Origin of the sequence: Alistipes sp. An116 (assembly GCF_002161005.1) — a bacterium.
In the GTDB taxonomy this organism is placed as follows: Bacteria; Bacteroidota; Bacteroidia; order Bacteroidales; family Rikenellaceae; genus Alistipes; species Alistipes megaguti.
In genome coordinates, this window is the sequence record NZ_NFLR01000022.1 from 1 (window position 1) to 16029 (window position 16029).

Below are 16029 nucleotides of genomic sequence, written 5' to 3' on the forward strand. Positions count from 1 at the left end.
CCCGTATCCAGAAGGGTTCGCTCTACGAACCGTTGTTCGTCCATCCCCGGCGTCTCGATCAGCCGCAGAGTCGCGCCGGAGTCGTCGTCCTGTCGCCCGTCTACCGTTTTCTTGAGGCCTCGACGCCCCTTTACAGCCCGGCGTTGGTGACCATCCGGACCCAGGTGCCGCCCCGTCTGCGGCTGCATGCCGTCCTGGCCGGTCGTGGCAGCAAGGGTGGTCTTTATCACGTTGGCGGAACCTATTCGAATGGGGCCGTGACGGCCGTCACGCGCACGACAGGCGATCTGCTCGTCGTGGCCGACACGCTGCCCCCGACCATCCGTCCGCTCTTTACCGACGGCGCGTCGCTCTCCTCGGCCGCCGAACTGCGTTTCCGCACGTCGGACAACTTCTCGGGCATCGCCTCCTGGACGCTCCTTATCGACGGCGACTGGGTCCCCTGCGACCGTTTCCCAATGAAGGGAACCCTCGTTCATCGCTTCGATCGTCCTGCAGCCCATCGTCGCCATACCTACGAACTGACGGTCCGCGATGCCTGCGGAAATTCCGCCCGCCATTCCGGTTCATTTGTCCGGTAGGGCGGCGCGCATGTTCGGTAGGGCGGCGAGCGGCTGATAGCTGGCATTCCCGGGTAGTGGCCGGAACGTTGGGTGGGTCGGCATCTGTCAGTGCCCGACAGGGGTGGTGGCCGGCATCCTCCGGTGGGGTGGCGGCCGGCCGGTTCGCCGCCAAGGCAGACTCCTTTCCCCGCAGTTCTGACCGATCTGCTCAGGAGCGTTCCATGAGCCCCCCCTTGCCGCGCATCTCTGCATGCAAAAAAAGCCTCTCCGATTCCGGAGAGGCTTTTTTTCGCAAAGGGCCGTGGGCCGGTTATTTGCCCATGTAGCTCTTGATGTAGTGGTGGTGCGATCCCCAGCGCTCGAAGGCTGCACGGTCGAGCTCCTCGCGGGCCGACGGGTGGGCAATCGAGATCAGCAGACGCGCACGCTCCTGCATCGACTTGCCGTAGAGATCGACGGCTCCGTACTCCGTAACGACCCAGTGTACGTGGAAACGCGACGTCACGACACCGGCACCGTCGAGCAGCGTCGGGCAGATCTTCGAGACGCCCTTGTTCGTGATCGAAGGCATGGCGATGATGGCCTTTCCGCCCTTCGACAGCGATGCGCCGTAGACGAAGTCGATCTGACCGCCCGCTCCCGACCAGAACTTCGTACCCAGCGAGTCGGCGCTGACCTGACCCGTGAGGTCGATCTGCAGGGCCGAGTTGATGGCCACGAAGTTGTCGTTCTGCGAGATGATGTAGGGGTCGTTCGTGTAGCCGACGTCCATCATCAGCACGCCCGGGTTGTCGTCGATGAAGTCGTAGACGGCCTGCGAACCCATCAGGAACGTCGAAACCATCTTGCCCGGATCGGTCTTCTTGGCCTCACCGTTGATGACGCCCTTCTTGACCAGCGGCAGTACGCCGTCGGCGAACATTTCGGTGTGCACACCCAGATTCTTGTGGTTGCCCAGCTGGCTCAGCACGGCGTTCGGAATGGCCCCGATACCCATCTGCAGCGTGGCGCCGTCCTCGATCAGTGCGGCGCAGTGCTTGCCGATGGCCGTTTCGACCTCGTTGGGCTCCGTGAACTTGGCCTCGATCAGCGGCGTGTCGTCCTCGACGAAGGTGTCGATCTTCGACATCGGGATCATGGCCTGGCCGAAGGCGCGCGGCACGTGCTTGTTCACCACGGCGATGACGTGGTCGGCGCACTCGACGGCGGCCAGCGTTGCATCAACCGACGTACCGAGCGATACATACCCGTGCTTGTCCGGCGGGCAGACCTGGATCATGGCCACGTTGCACGGTACGGCGCCGCAGCGGTAGAGTTTCTGCGTCTCGCTCAGGAAGACCGGAATGTAGTCGGCATATCCGCTCTGGGTCACCTTGCGCACGTTCGAGCCCACGAAGAACGAATCGAGCTGGAAGATACCCTCGAATTTCGGATCGGCATAGGGTGCCGGACCTTCGGTGTGCAGGTGATGGATGTGCACGTCTTTCAGTTCGCCGGCCTCACCGCGGCGGCACATGGCGTTGATCAGACACTGAGGGGCCGAAGCTACCGAGCTCAGATGCACGTGATCGCCCGATTTGATGACCTTGACGGCCTCCTCGGGAGTCGTGAAATGGATAGGGTTAGTCATTTCTGCCAAAAAATTTCTAAGTGGTTTGACTTACAGTTAGTGTGTCGTATTTTTCTTGTTGTGACAGGCCGGAATACGCCTCTCGGGAGCTCCGCCGTGTTATTTGCGTTTTACCTCGACCTGCTCGTATCCCTCGACGATATCGCCGACCTTGATGTCGTTGTAGGATTCGATGTTCAGACCGCAGTCCTGACCTACGCCGACCTCCTTGACGTCGTCCTTGAAGCGTTTGAGCGAACCCAGTTTGCCGGTGTAGATGACGATACCGTCGCGGATCACGCGGATCGGTGTCGTACGCTGCAGCTTGCCTTCGCGGATTACGCAGCCCGCAACGGTGCCGACCTTCGAGATCTTGAAGATCTCCATCACCTCGGCCGAGGCGACGATCTCCTCCTTCATCACCGGTTCCAGCATGCCCTCGATGGCATCCTTGATATCGTTGATCGCGTCGTAGATGATCGAGTAGAGGCGGATTTCGATCTCCTCCTTTTCGGCCAGTTTGCGGGCCGAGGCCGAAGGACGCACCTGGAAGCCCACGATGATGGCGTTCGAGGCGGCGGCCAGCAGGACGTCCGACTCCGAGATCTGACCCACGGCGGCGTGGATCACGTTCACCTGCACGCTCTCCTTCGAGAGCTTGATCAGCGAGCCCGACATGGCCTCCACCGAACCGTCCACATCGCCCTTGACGATGATGTTCAGCTCCTTGAACGAGCCGATGGCGATGCGGCGGCCGATCTCGTCCAGCGTGACGTGCTTCTGGGTCATGATGCCCTGCATGCGCTGCAGCTGTTCGCGCTTGTTGGCGATTTCGCGGGCCGAGCGGTCGTCGTCCATCACGTTGAACAGGTCACCGGCCTGCGGGGCGCCGTTCAGACCCAGCACCTGTACCGGGGTCGACGGTCCGGCCTCCTGCACCTTCTTGCCGTTCTCGTTGAACATCGCCTTGACACGGCCCGTGTAGGTTCCCGAGAGGATCACGTCGCCGACGTGCAGCGTACCGTTCTGCACCAGCACCGTCGAGACATAGCCGCGGCCCTTGTCCAGCGTCGATTCGATCACCGTGCCGACGGCCTTCTTGTTGGGGTTGGCACGCAGGTTGAGCATCTCGGCCTCGAGCAGCACCTTCTCCAGCAGCTTGTCCAGATTGATGCCCTTCTTGGCCGAAATCTCCTGATCCTGGTATTTGCCGCCCCACGATTCCACGAGGTAGTTCATCTGTGCCAGCTGCTCCTTGATGTGGTCGGGGTTGGCGTTGGGCTTGTCGATCTTGTTGATGGCGAAGACCATCGGCACTCCGGCCGCCTGGGCGTGGTTGATGGCCTCGATGGTCTGCGGCATGACGTTGTCGTCGGCGGCCACGATGATGATGGCCACGTCCGTAACGGCCGCACCGCGTGCACGCATGGCCGTGAAGGCCTCGTGACCCGGCGTGTCGAGGAAGGTGATCTTCTGCCCGTTGAGTTCGACGCTGTAGGCACCGATGTGCTGCGTGATACCGCCGGCCTCGCCCTCGATGACGTTTGTCTTGCGGATGTTGTCCAGCAGCGACGTCTTGCCGTGGTCGACGTGGCCCATGACCGTCACGATGGGCGGACGCGGAACGAGATCCTCCTCCTTGTCCTCCTCGTCGGCGATGGCCTCCTGGATGTCGGCCGAGACGAACTCGATCTTGAAGCCGAACTCCTCGGCCACAACCACCAGTGCCTCGGCATCCAGACGCTGGTTGATCGACACCATCAGTCCGAGGTTCATGCAGGCCGTGATGACCTCCGTGGGCGAGACGTTCATCATTGTCGCCAGCTCGTTCACGGTCACGAATTCCGTGACCTTAAGCGTCGAACGTTCCTTCTCTTCGCGCTGTACCTCCTCATTCATGCGCTCGGCCACGGCTTCGCGCTTGTCACGACGGTATTTGGCGCTCTTGCTCTTGGCGCCCTTGGCCGTCAGACGGGCCAGCGTATCCTTGACCTGCTTCGAAACCTCCTCGTCGCTCACTTCCGGACGCAGGACGGGTTTCGGCGTATTCTTGTTCTTGTTGCGACGTCCCTCGCCCGGACGCGGCTGGTTGTTCTGGCCGCCCTGACCGCCGCGATTGTTCTGACCGCCCTGGCCGCCGCGGTTGTTCTGTCCGCCCTGACCGCCGCGGTTGTTCTGACCGCCCTGGCCGCCGCGGTTGTTCTGGCCGCCCTGACCGCCGCTCTTCTGGGCACGGTTCACGTCGACCTTCTCCTTCTGCAGGCGTTTGCGCTTGTGCTTGCCGCCCGGAACGAAGCCCGAGACGTCCATCGTCCCCAGCACCTGCGGACCGGTCAGCGTCACCGTGGCCGGACGGAAGATATTGTCCTTCGGAGCTTCGGGTTTCGGAGCCTCCTCGCTTTTGGCCGGTTGTGCGGCCGATGCCGATGCGGGCTGTACCGTGGGGGTCGGCGCTTCGGCGGCGGGTTGTGCGGCGGGTTGTGCCGGCTTCTCGGCAGCCGGCGTCGTCGGATGTGCTTCGGCCTTCGGCGTCTGCTCGCTCTTCGGCTCGCTCTTTACGGCCGGAGCGGGTGCGGGCTGTGCTGCGGGTTTCGGTGCCTCGGCAGCGGGCTGTGCGGCCGGCTGGACCGGCTTTTCGGGAGCCGGAGTCGTCGGACGCGTTTCGGCCTTCGGCGTCTCGGGCTGTTCGGCCACGGCACTCTCGGCGGCCTTGGCCGTCTGGTTCAGCGTCTGCACGGTGGGACGCTTGGCCGAGAGATCAATCTTGCCGAGGAACTTCGGCTGCTGGATCTCGTCCTTGACGTGGATCATGTGGCTCTTGATGACCACCTCCTTCTCCTCTTCACGCTCCTGTTTGCGGGCCTCCTCGAGGGTGATGGTCGTCTGCTTCTGCGCGATGCGTTCACGAACCGATTCCCGGGCATTCACGGCGCTGCGGTTCGAGCCGAACTCCTTCTCCAGAACGGCATAGGTCTCGGCGTCGACCAGCGTGTTGGGCGACCCGTCGCTCTTGATGCCCTTCTTTTGCAGGAAGTCCGTGATGGTGTTCAGTCCGACCTTGAACTCCTTGGCAACCTGAATGAGTCTTAATTTTCTTTCATTACCCATATTGTCCTGTTCTCCTTTCTTCCTTGATGATTTATTCGAATTCGGCCTTCAGAATCTCGACGACCTTCTGTGCCTGTTCCAGTTCGAGGTCGGCACGTGCGGCGATCTCCTCCACGGGGAGTTCCAGTACGCTCTTGGCCGTATCGCAGCCGGCGGCCTTCAGGGCGTCGATGATCCAGCCGTCGATCTCGTCGGCGAACTCCGTCAGGGCCACATCCTCCTCCTCGACTTCGCGGTAGACGTCGATGTCGTAGCCCGTGAGCATCTTCGACAGACGGATATTCAGACCTCCCTTGCCGATGGCCAGCGACACCTGGTCGGGCTTCAGGTAGACCGAAGCGGTCTTCTTCTCCTCGTCGACGGTGATCGAGGAGATCTTGGCGGGGTTGAGCGAACGCTGGATCATCAGCTGCGGGTTAGCCGTGTAGTTGACCACGTCGATGTTCTCGTTGCGCAGCTCCTTGACGATCGAGTAGATGCGCGAACCCTTCATGCCGACGCAGGCGCCTACCGGGTCGATGCGTTCGTCGTAGGATTCGACGGCCACCTTGGCGCGTTCGCCCGGGATGCGGGCGATCTTCTTGATGGTGATCAGACCGTCGTAGATTTCGGGCACCTCCTGCTCGAACAGCCGCTCGAGGAACTGGTTGGCCGTACGCGAAAGGATGATCCGCGGCTGGTTGTTGTTCATCTCCACCGACTTGACGATGGCCTTGATCGTATCGCCCTTGCGGTAGAAGTCGTTGGGGATCTGCTCGGCTTTCGGCAGGATGAGTTCGTTCTCCTCGTCGTCGAGGATCAGCACCTCCTTCTTCCAGACCTGGTAGACCTCGCCGGTGATGATCTCGCCGACCTTCTCCGAATATTTTTCATAGAGGCTGGCCTTTTCGAGTTCGAGGATGCGCGAGGCGAGGTTTTGGCGCAGCGAGAGCACCGTGCGGCGGCCGAACGACGAGAGTTTGATCTCGTCGGCATATTCGTCACCGATTTCGTAGGTGGGGTCGATGGCCTTGACCTCCGAGACGGCGATCTGCGTATTGGGGTTTTCGACGGCTCCATCCTCGACGACGGTCCGGTTACGCCAGATCTCCAGGTCGCCCTTTTCGGGGTTGATGATCACGTCGAAGTTCTCATCCGTCTCGTACTGTTTCTGCAACGCGTGGCGGAAGACGTCCTCCAACACGCCGATCATCGTCGACTTGTCGATGTTCTTCAGCTCCTTGAATTCGGCAAAGTTGCTGATAAGATTGAGATTGTCCATGGGTTGTTTATCTTGTTTTTCGATTTTGATTTTTTTCGTCTCTATTGTTTTGCAGCCCGGCACGTTTCCGGAGCCTCATTGCTTGTTTGTTGTACGGCCCGGCGCCTGCCCAAACCTTATATTATGCGACCCCGGTCCCTTTTATCTTGTTATGCGGCCCCGGCTCCTTTTTCGTTACGTGGCCCGGCTCTTTTTCGTTACGCGGCCCCGGCCCCTTTTTCGTTATGCGGCCCCGGTCTTTTTATGTTGTGCGGCCCCGGTCCTTTTTCGTTACGCGGCCCCGGCACTTGCTATGCCCCTTCTCGCTTGCTTCTCTTCTTCCTCCTCCTCCTCTCTTCTTCCCTCCCTCTTCTTCTCTTTCTCTTCTCTCGCTCTCTCGCTCGCTCGGCTCTTACCCCCCCCCGCTATTTGAAGTCAAGCCACTCCTTCGTGTACTTGATTTCGGAGAAGGGGTAGGTGCGGCTTACCTTGACGAGATGCTTGCGTTTCTTGCCCTCGACGGCCTGCTTCTCCTCATAGGAGAGGGTGATGCCCTCGTCTGTGACCTCGTCCAGCCGGGCCAGCAGCTTGATGCCGCTTGTCAGCAGCACCTCCACCGAACTGCCCACCAGCTTGCGGTACTGGCGCAGCGAGCGCAGTTCGGAGCCGATACCGGCCGACATGACCGTCAGCGAGAAGTCTTCGGCGTCGCGGTCGAGCTCGGCCTCGATAGCGCGGCTCAGTTCGGCACAGGCGTCGATTCCGACCGACGTGTCGCTGTCGATGGTCAGTTCGACCTCGTTGGCGGGATTGCAGGTACAGTCGACGACAAAGAGGTCCGTACCTTCGAGTTTGCGTTCGGCTATGGCCGTGATTTTCTGAATATCCATCATGTTTCGGGTAAGTTCAACCACGAAATAAGGGGACATATAGTCCCCTTATCGCTGCGTTCTCGGTCTTTCGACACGGCAAATATAGTAATATATTTCCGATATACCAATATTTTGTTGGCGAAAAGCGTGAAAAATCAGTTGTCAATCTTCGAAGCGTAGGGTTTGATGATGCCTCGCTTCGATTCGCGGATGAATTGCAGCAGATGGTCGCGTTCGGGGCTCTGCGGAATCTGCCGCTCGACCTCCTCGCAACCGGCCATGTAGTTCAGCCCGCTTTGGAAGAGGATGCGGCAGGCGTCGTGGATCTCGCCGATGCGCTCGGGCGTGAATCCGCGGCGCGAGAGTCCCACCTTGTTGATGCCGGCGAAACGCAGCGTGTCGTTGCGTACGATGATGTAGGGGGGCAGGTCCTGACCCAACAGCGCGCCGCCCTGGACCATCGAGTGGGCGCCGATGTGCACCCACTGGTGGATGGCGGCATGGCCGCCGATGACCACCCAGTCGCCGATATGGACCTCGCCGGCCAGCGAGACGCGGTTGGCGATGACGCAGTGGTCACCCACCACGCAGTCGTGGGCCACGTGGACGTAGGCCATCAGCAGGTTGTGCGAACCCACGCGCGTGGTTCCCGTCGAGGCGGTTCCGCGGCTGATGGTGACACACTCGCGGATATCGTTGTAGTCGCCGATTTCGGCCGTCGTGGCCTCGCCCTTGAACTTGAGGTCCTGGGGCAGGCACGAGATCGAGGCGGCGGTGTGGATTCGGCAGCCCTTGCCGATGCGGGCTCCGTCGTGGATCACGGCGCCGGGACCGATCCAGCAGTCGTCGCCGATGACGACGTCGCCGGCGATGCAGGCGAAGGGTTCCACCGTAACGTTGTTCCCGATTTTGGCATCGGGGTGAATGTAGGCCAGATTGCTTATCATAACATTGCGATTACTTCTTGTTCTTGACGACCTGGGCCATCATCACGGCTTCGCAGGCAAGTTTCTCGCCGACGAAGGCCTTGCCCTCGACGACGGCCACGCCGCGGCGGATGGGTTCCAGCAGGTGGATTTCGAATTGGAGCGTATCGCCCGGCACGACCTTGTGCTTGAACTTCACGCTGTCGATCTTCATGAAGTAGGTCGAGTAGTTCTCCGGGTCGGGCACCGAGTTGAGGACCAGAATGCCGCTGCACTGGGCCATGGCCTCGACGATCAGCACGCCCGGCATGACGGGTTCGTTGGGGAAGTGTCCGACGAAGAAGGGTTCGTTCATCGTGACGTTCTTGATGCCGGCCACGTCGGTCTTGTCGCAGTAGAAGATGCGGTCGACGAGCAGGAACGGCGGACGATGGGGCAGCATGCGGCGGATGTCGTTGATGTCGTAGAGCGCCGGTTTGCGGCAGTCGTAGGTGAAGCGGGGCTTTTCGCCGGCCTTGCGGATGGTGTGTTTGAGCTGCTTCATGAACTCCGTGTTGGCGAAGTGCCCGGGGCGGGTGGCCCATACGCGGCCCTTGATGCGCACGCCCAGCAGCGCGAAGTCGCCCAGCAGGTCGAGCAGCTTGTGGCGGGCCAGTTCGTTGCTGCAGCGCAGTTCGAGGTTGCTCAGATAGCCCGACTTGATCTCGATGTCGGGTTTGTTGAAGATCTTCTTGAGGTGTTCGAGCTGTTCGTCGGGGACGGGATTCTCGACCACGACGATGGCGTTGTCCAGATCGCCGCCCTTGATGAGGTTCATCTTCATCAGGGGTTCGATCTCGTGCAGGAAGACGAACGTGCGGCAGGGTGCGATCTTCTCGGCGTAGTCGTCGCCGGGAACGAACGTGGCGTACTGGTTCCCGATGACCTTCGAGTTGTAATCGACGTGCACCGAGACGGCGAACTCATCGTCGGGATAGAGGATGATGGCCACGCCCTTTTCGGGGATGGTGTAGACCATCTTTTCGGTGACGTGGTAGAACGAACGTTCGGCCTGCTGGTCGACCAGGCCGGTTTCGGTGATGGCCTTGGCGTAGGCTGCGGCCGAGCCGTCGAGGATCGGGGTCTCTTCGGCGTCGATGTCGATGATGGCGTTGTCGACGCCCAGCGTCCAGAGGGCCGACATGACGTGTTCGATGGTATGGACGCGGTGCCCGCCGAATTCGATGGTCGTGCCGCGCGAGGTGTCGACCACATGGTCGCACAGTGCCGGGATTATGGGTTGGCCCTCGATGTCGATCCGTCGGAAGACGATGCCGGTGTTGGCCTCGGCGGGGTTGATGGTCATATTCACGCGGACACCCGTATGAAGACCCTTCCCCGAGAACGAAATCGGAGCTTTCAGGGTTTGTTGTTTGGTTGACATAGTTTATTGTTTGGTTGACATAAGCGGAGTAGCGTATATATTTGTGCGCCCAAAGGTATAAAATTTTTGGAAAAAAGCCTTATCTTTGTCCGAAATTCCGTGCGGCAACCATGAGTGAAAATCCACAGGTGATACCCCCGAAGGCGCCGCGGCGTCCGCGTCTGAAGCTCCCGTTCGACAACCGTCGCGAAGATGCCGGAACGTGGGTCTACGATCATCGGGTGGGATTGTGTGTGACGCTGATCGCCTATCTGGTGCTGATGATCGTCTTCGTGTCATCGAAGATCGTCATCGGACGCCGGGCCAGCCAGCAGGGCATGTATGTCGACCTGCAGACGCTGGCCGAACTGGAGCAGGAGCGCGACCGTCTGGAGCGTGAGGTGCGTGAGCGGCAGGAGCAGGATCAGGATCCCGTCGACTGGCGCAGCATCCGCAACCGCACGTCGAATGAGAATGCCCTCAACGAGGAGCTGCGCGACGACCGCGGGACGAATGCCGCCGAGTTGAACGAGGCGGCGGCCGGGGCCGAAGCCCGCATGCGGGCCAACCGCGAAGCCTATGAGGAGGGGTTGGCCGAGGAGCGGGCCATCCGCCAGCGCCGCGGACAGGGTGGCGAGTCGGAGCATCGCGACGTGCGCGTCAAGGGGCGGGTGACGGTTTCGTTTTCGCTGACCAACCCTGTGCGGACGTCGCGCTGGCTGGAGATTCCGGCCTACCGCTGCGAGGAGGGCGGTGAGGTGATTGTCGAGATTACGGTGAACCGGGCCGGCGAGGTCACGGCGGCCCGCATTCGCGAGGGGGGTGACGAGTGCATGCGTCAGGCGGCGATTGAGGCGGCCCGCGTGTCGCTCTTCAACATCGACTCCTCGGCACCGGCCCGCCAGAGCGGGACGATCACCTACATCTTCATCCCGCAGTAAGCGGCCGACTGCGACAGGGGGCCGGGCCGACTGCGACAGGGGGCCGGGCCGACTGCGACAGGGGGCCGGGCCGGCAGGCGGAGTGGTCCCCGGCCGGCCGCAGCGGTTCCGGCATGCAGCCCCGCGATGCTGCCCGGAATTGGTCTTGAATTTGTGACAATTGTATGATAATCAGATATCTATGGTAATAACAAGTGAAAATTTCGTATTGGTAGGTGCCCTGCTGCTTTTCGTGGCGGTGATGGCCGGCAAGGTGGCCTATCGTTTCGGAGCTCCGGCTCTGCTGCTCTTTCTGGGGGTCGGCATGCTGTTCGGACTGCACTTCATCTCGTTCCGCTCGGTCGAGATGACGCAGTTCATCGGTATGATCGCGCTCTGTATCATCCTCTTCACCGGCGGTATGGACACCTCCTTCGAGGAGATACGTCCCGTTCTCGGACCGGGTATTGTGCTGGCGACGGTCGGCGTGGTGTTGACGGCTGCGGTGCTGGCCGGATTTGTCTGGCTCGTGGCGCCGTGGATGGGATTCGAGATGTCGTTCCCGATGGCGCTGCTGTTGGCCTCCACGATATCGTCGACCGACTCGGCCTCGGTCTTCTCCATCCTGCGAAGCAAGAAACAGGGCCTCAAACAGCACCTGCGCCCGCTGTTGGAGCTCGAAAGCGGCTCGAACGACCCGATGGCCTACATGCTGACGGTGCTGCTGATCAGCGTGCTGAGCAACTCCTCGGATGGCAACGTCGGCTTCGGCATGGGGCTTGTCTATCTGGTTGTGCAGCTGGTTGTGGGCGCCCTGTCGGGCTATCTGATCGGACGGCTGGCGGTCTGGACCCTCAACAAGATCAATCTGGTCAACCATTCGCTCTATTCGGTGCTGCTGCTGGCCTTTATCTTCTTCGCCTTTGCCTTTACCGACCTGATCAAGGGCAACGGCTATCTGGCCGTCTACCTGGCGGGTTTGGTCGTCGGCAACCACAAGATCGCCCAGAAACGGCCGCTTACGGTCTTCTTCGACGGTTTCACGTGGCTCATGCAGATCGTCATGTTCCTCACCCTCGGCCTCTTCGTCAACAGCGACGAACTGCTGCGTCCCGAGGTGCTGATGCTGGGCGGCGCCGTCGGTCTGTTCATGATCGTGGTGGCGCGTCCGGTGTCGGTCTTCGCCTGCCTGCTGCCCTTCCGCAACTTCTCGACCCGGGCCCGGTGGTACATCTCGTGGGTCGGGCTGCGCGGTGCGGTGCCGATTCTCTTCGCCACCTATCCGATGATGGCCGGCATCGAGCATGCCGAGTTGCTCTTCAACGTCGTCTTCCTCTCGACGATCCTTTCGCTCGTCATCCAGGGCACGACCGTCAGCGGCATGGCCAACCTGCTGGGGCTGGCCTTCGATGAGCGTGAATCGGCCTTCAACGTCGAGATGCACCACGACGACATGAAGTCGGCGCTGACCGAAGTGGAGGTCAACGCCGGCATGCTCGAAGCGGGCCATACGCTCAAGGATATCTCGCTGCCCGAGAATACGCTGGTGATGATGGTCTGCCGCAACGGCGAATATTTCGTCCCGCGCGGGAATACCGAACTGATGGTGGGCGACAAGCTGCTGGTGATCTCCGACCGTAGCGAGGAGGAGTTGGCCGACACCTACAAGAATCTGGGTATCGACAACGTGATGAAAGTCGGTTGACGCCCTTCCGGGGCCGGGCTCCCGAGGGTTTCGGGATGTTCCCGAGGCTTCGGGATGTTCGAGGCTCTCCGGGTTCCCCATACGCCCCCACGGCTTCCCACGGCTTCCCGTGGCTTCCGCTCCGTTCGGCACATGAAAAGGCCGGATCCCCCGTCAATCGGGAGATCCGGCCTTTTCCGTCGTGTTTGCTTGTCGTCGGAAGTCGGTTTGTGCCGGCCGGAGGTGTTCTGAGCTGTTTCGGAGCGTATTTCGCCCGGTTCCGGGACCTCTGGCTGCACCGGCCCGGGAACTTGCCGTAACGCCTATTTCCCGGCCTCGGAGTGGGCGTTCAGGGGGTCGAAATCGCCCTCCTCGACCCCGCAGTCGCAGAAGTGGAACTCCTCGCGGGCCTTCTCCTTCGGGAAGAGGAAGTAGACGCACGTGGCCTCGGTGCAGAGACGCCCCTCGCTGTCGGTGATGCGCACGGCGATGCGCACCAGATTGCGGCGCTGCTCCTCGACGCGGGCCCGCAGCACAATGTGGTCATCCGAGGTGTGGATCGGGCGGTGGTAGCGCACCTCCATGCGGGTGGTTACGCCGCTGGTCTGGAACTTGCGGAAGACCACCCAGCTGCTGATCTCGTCGGCCAGCGTGGCCTGGATTCCGCCGTGCAGCGTGTCGACCCACCCCTGGAATTCGGGGCGCGGGTGCCAGAGGCTGACGATCTCCTCGCCGTCTTCGTAGAACTCCATGCGAAGCCCCTCGGGGCTGTGAGGGTCGCAACCGTAGCAGCGGTACCCCTCCATGCCGCGCCAGGGATTGATGATGCGTTTCATGTCTCAGCAGATTTTTCTCTTCCGACAAAGATACGCATAAATTCGGTTCGCGGGACATTGCGACGGTCTGTTGTGGCCAGATTGGAGCAGATTGTCCCCTTTCGGAACACCTTTTCGGAAGACCTTTCGGGGCACAAACAAAGGGACGGCGATCCGCTGATCACCGCCCCTCGTCGGATTTTGTCCCTGGCTTTCGGCTACTTCTGTTTCTTCGGATAGAAGAGCCTGTAAACGCCGGACGTAGTGACCACGGGGCGTGTATCGTTGTACCTGTAATACGCTGTGAGGAAGGCGAGGAACGAGGTCGACTGGTAGTCCAACAGGTAGAGCTCCAGTATGTCTTCATTGGTGTCCTGCTCCTTGCCCAGGCGTATGCCGATGTAGGCATTCTTGTCGGCGCCGGTCGACGTGGCCGAGAAGTCGCGGTTGCAGTTGTCCGGATCGATCAGCAGAAGTTGGTATTCGATCGTTCGATCAGAGATGTCTCTGTCAGAGCACTCCTTGTCCGCAGGGACCCTGTTACAGGTCTCACCGAAGAAGTTCTTCAGATCGGACTGCAGCGAGGTGGTCAGCACGTTCTTCTCCGTATCGAAGGTGAAGGTGTCGGCCTCAGTGGCTGCCGGGAATCCCGTGAAGGCATCGTCGCTGAAGTACCGGTAACCTTTCATCGCCTCCTTGTCGGTCGGCTGCTGGTCGACATACCACGTACCTTCGATCTTGAAGTAGTCCGAACCGACGATCGTGATGGTGCACTCGTCCGGATCGCCCGCTACATACTGGACGGCCGACGGATCGACCTTCAGTACGATCTTGTCCTTGCCCTCCTCCTTCTTGAGGAACTTCAGCTGGACGGGGGGGGACGTCAGCTTGCCCTTGCCGTAGACAAATTCGGGCTCACCGACAAATTCGAAGTGTTCGCCCAGCACGTCCCGCCGGGCGGCGTAGCGGATGGCGCGTGCCACTTCGCGGAGAGGTATTTGCCGAAGCTCATGTTGATGACCCAGGCGCCGTTGTCCACGGCGCCTCGCGACGGGCCATCGAGGGGCGTGTGGCCACGATGTGCAGGGCGGCGGTAACGCCCGTTGTCGGGGATCTCGCCGGGGTGGGTCCACACGCGGTCGCGCAGATCGGGGTGCGAGAAGTCGAATCCGCCGTCGATGACGGCAACTACGACCGGATTACCGGACGGGGTGCGGGGTGTCGGAAAATTTTCCTTCCCCCCCCCTTGGATTTTGTCTACCTGCGTGATACCGATTCCGCAGAGCGAGTCCGCATCGGTAAGGTGCCAACCGTCGTTCAATCCGTTCGGTAGACCGGCAAAGACCGGGAACGACGGCACCACCAACAGCGGGGAAAGGGTTCAAAAGGTGCGATAATTTATCAAAATGACCTTTTGTGGCGGGGCTGTCCGGTCTCTGTCCGGTCTCTGTCCGGTCCGGGGGAGGGTCAGCGGAGGGTCAGCGGAGGGTCAGCGGAGGCGGTTGCGCAGGAAGCTGCGGCGGGCGTAGGCGAAGAAGAAGAGTACGCCCACGACATTGACGGCAAAGGCCAGCCAGAAGGCCGCCCCGTAGCCGCCCAGGTGTTCGGCGACGCTGCCGCCGCCGATGATGCCGATCCCGACGCCGAGGTCCCACGAGGTGAGGATCGTCGAATTGGCCGTACCGCGGCGTTCGTGCGGGGCCAGGTTGATGAACATGGTCTGCATGGCCGGATACATGTGGCCGTTTCCGAGGCCGATCATCAGGGCGGCGGCGTAGTAGCCGTAGAGGTTCGGCACGGCCGTGAAGACCAGATAGCCGCACATCGACATCAGCATGCCGGCCGAGGCATTCTGGACGATCTTCCCCTCGCGCAGCGAGCGGCTTCCGACCAGCCGTGAGAGGATCAGTCCCACGGCCAGCAGCATGAAGAAGGTGCCCGATCCCGAGGTGATGTGCAGCACCTCCTGGCTGTAGATGGCGATATAGGTCGAGATGACGCCGAACGAGAAGGCGAAGGCGGTGATGCAGATCCCTTCGCTCCACCCCTTGAGCAGGACGAAACGGTCGAGCGAGACCTTGCTTTCGCGGCGGATCGGCTGTCGTTCGCGGCAGTGGATCGTCGAGTCGATGGCGAGTCCCGCGAAGGCGATCACCAGCGAGAGGGTGAAGAGCAGTTCGAAGTTGTGGATCGTGTGGTAGATGTAGAGGCCCATCGAGGGTCCGATGGCCATGGCGATGTTGTTGCTCAGGCCGTAGTAGCCGATACCTTCGGAGCGGCGTTCGGGGTGGAGCACGTCGACGGCCATGGTGCTGCTGGCGACGGTTGTGGCGCCGAACGGTGCGCCGTGCAGCGTGCGGATGGCGGCGAACAGGACGAGCGATCCGGTGATGAAGTACCCGGCGAAGAAGAGCGCAAAGCAGAAGTAGCAGATCAGAAGTACCTTCTTGCGGGGGAAGGTGTCAACCACGAAGCCGCTGAATGGTCTGACACATAGGGCCGTGAGGGTGTATCCGCTCAGTACGATGCCGATCATGGCCTTGCCGGCCGAGAAGGTGTCGCGCAGGTAGAGCGGCAGCAGCGGCGCCAGCAGATAGAATGCGAAGAAGAGCATGAAGTTGGCGATCCATACCTTCACGTAGTTGCTGTTCCAGAGAACGGGGCGTGCCGTTCGATTCTCACTTTCGTTCATCGCTTGTCAGATTTTGCGGGGCGGGTGCATCGTTGCGGGTAGCGGGGCGGCGTAAGGGCATGCCGGGCGAAGAAGGGACGGATGCCGGTATGCCGCGGCCTTACCCGTCGGCGACGGATCGGTCCGGGCCGCAAAGGTAGTGATTTTGAGCGCAGGTTGATCCGCCGCCGGGGAGAAAAACGCATTTTCGGGTCGGTC

Annotated in this window: 11 protein-coding genes and 1 pseudogene; 3 read left to right on the forward strand and 9 right to left on the reverse strand. The window is 61.2% G+C overall.

Annotated elements, in window-relative coordinates:
* Window positions 1–581 (forward strand): annotated as a pseudogene (locus B5E60_RS13965) (M23 family peptidase); the annotation flags it as partial.
* Window positions 582–873: 292 nt separating this feature from the next.
* Here B5E60_RS13965 and B5E60_RS11675 read toward each other — a convergent pair.
* From B5E60_RS11675 to B5E60_RS11700, 6 genes are all read right to left on the reverse strand, one after another.
* On the reverse strand, window positions 874–2193 hold the full coding sequence (locus tag B5E60_RS11675) for an acetyl-CoA hydrolase/transferase family protein (RefSeq protein ID WP_087311824.1): 1320 nt from the start codon (window positions 2191–2193) through the stop codon (window positions 874–876).
* 99 nt (window positions 2194–2292) lie between these two features.
* Entirely contained in the window at window positions 2293–5280 is a 2988-nt protein-coding gene (gene infB, locus B5E60_RS11680) for a translation initiation factor IF-2 (protein WP_087311826.1), read from the reverse strand.
* A gap of 31 nt (window positions 5281–5311) precedes the next feature.
* Window positions 5312–6541, reverse strand: coding sequence for a transcription termination factor NusA (gene nusA / locus B5E60_RS11685; RefSeq protein WP_087311828.1), 1230 nt, complete (start codon window positions 6539–6541; stop codon window positions 5312–5314).
* A gap of 404 nt (window positions 6542–6945) precedes the next feature.
* Complete coding sequence (gene rimP / locus B5E60_RS11690; protein WP_087311830.1) at window positions 6946–7413, reverse strand: ribosome assembly cofactor RimP; 468 nt, start codon at window positions 7411–7413, stop codon at window positions 6946–6948.
* 134 nt (window positions 7414–7547) lie between these two features.
* Window positions 7548–8339: an acyl-ACP--UDP-N-acetylglucosamine O-acyltransferase gene (gene lpxA, locus B5E60_RS11695; protein WP_087311832.1), complete on the reverse strand. Its 792-nt coding sequence runs from the start codon at window positions 8337–8339 to the stop codon at window positions 7548–7550.
* A gap of 10 nt (window positions 8340–8349) precedes the next feature.
* Window positions 8350–9741 (reverse strand): bifunctional UDP-3-O-[3-hydroxymyristoyl] N-acetylglucosamine deacetylase/3-hydroxyacyl-ACP dehydratase, encoded by a 1392-nt coding sequence (locus tag B5E60_RS11700; protein WP_087311834.1) that lies wholly within the window; start codon window positions 9739–9741, stop codon window positions 8350–8352.
* Between the two features lie 110 nt (window positions 9742–9851).
* Between B5E60_RS11700 and B5E60_RS11705 the strand changes: the two genes are divergently transcribed.
* Window positions 9852–10661, forward strand: a complete 810-nt coding sequence (locus tag B5E60_RS11705) for an energy transducer TonB family protein (protein ID WP_087311836.1) — start codon at window positions 9852–9854, stop codon at window positions 10659–10661.
* Window positions 10662–10842: 181 nt separating this feature from the next.
* Window positions 10843–12345 (forward strand): potassium/proton antiporter, encoded by a 1503-nt coding sequence (locus B5E60_RS11710; RefSeq protein ID WP_087311838.1) that lies wholly within the window; start codon window positions 10843–10845, stop codon window positions 12343–12345.
* Window positions 12346–12647: 302 nt separating this feature from the next.
* On the opposite strand, the gene B5E60_RS11715 is transcribed toward B5E60_RS11710, so the two are convergent.
* From B5E60_RS11715 to B5E60_RS11725, 3 genes are all read right to left on the reverse strand, one after another.
* Window positions 12648–13160, reverse strand: a complete 513-nt coding sequence (locus tag B5E60_RS11715) for a PaaI family thioesterase (RefSeq protein WP_087311840.1) — start codon at window positions 13158–13160, stop codon at window positions 12648–12650.
* Window positions 13161–13357: 197 nt separating this feature from the next.
* The gene (locus tag B5E60_RS11720) at window positions 13358–14122 is read right to left on the reverse strand and encodes a hypothetical protein (protein ID WP_087311842.1); all 765 of its coding nucleotides are present in this window, start codon (window positions 14120–14122) and stop codon (window positions 13358–13360) included.
* Between the two features lie 506 nt (window positions 14123–14628).
* Window positions 14629–15831 (reverse strand): MFS transporter, encoded by a 1203-nt coding sequence (locus tag B5E60_RS11725; RefSeq protein WP_087311844.1) that lies wholly within the window; start codon window positions 15829–15831, stop codon window positions 14629–14631.
* Between the last annotated feature and the right edge of the window lie 198 nt (window positions 15832–16029).

Bases quoted from the DNA above. Each gene is read 5' to 3' on its own strand.
- B5E60_RS11675 (WP_087311824.1), bottom strand. From the start codon at position 2,193: ATGACTAACCCTATCCATTTCACGACTCCCGAGGAGGCCGTCAAGGTC.
- infB (WP_087311826.1), bottom strand. From the start codon at position 5,280: ATGGGTAATGAAAGAAAATTAAGACTCATTCAGGTTGCCAAGGAGTTC.
- nusA (WP_087311828.1), bottom strand. From the start codon at position 6,541: ATGGACAATCTCAATCTTATCAGCAACTTTGCCGAATTCAAGGAGCTG.
- rimP (WP_087311830.1), bottom strand. From the start codon at position 7,413: ATGATGGATATTCAGAAAATCACGGCCATAGCCGAACGCAAACTCGAA.
- lpxA (WP_087311832.1), bottom strand. From the start codon at position 8,339: ATGATAAGCAATCTGGCCTACATTCACCCCGATGCCAAAATCGGGAAC.
- B5E60_RS11700 (WP_087311834.1), bottom strand. From the start codon at position 9,741: ATGTCAACCAAACAACAAACCCTGAAAGCTCCGATTTCGTTCTCGGGG.
- B5E60_RS11705 (WP_087311836.1), top strand. From the start codon at position 9,852: ATGAGTGAAAATCCACAGGTGATACCCCCGAAGGCGCCGCGGCGTCCG.
- B5E60_RS11710 (WP_087311838.1), top strand. From the start codon at position 10,843: ATGGTAATAACAAGTGAAAATTTCGTATTGGTAGGTGCCCTGCTGCTT.
- B5E60_RS11715 (WP_087311840.1), bottom strand. From the start codon at position 13,160: ATGAAACGCATCATCAATCCCTGGCGCGGCATGGAGGGGTACCGCTGC.
- B5E60_RS11725 (WP_087311844.1), bottom strand. From the start codon at position 15,831: ATGAACGAAAGTGAGAATCGAACGGCACGCCCCGTTCTCTGGAACAGC.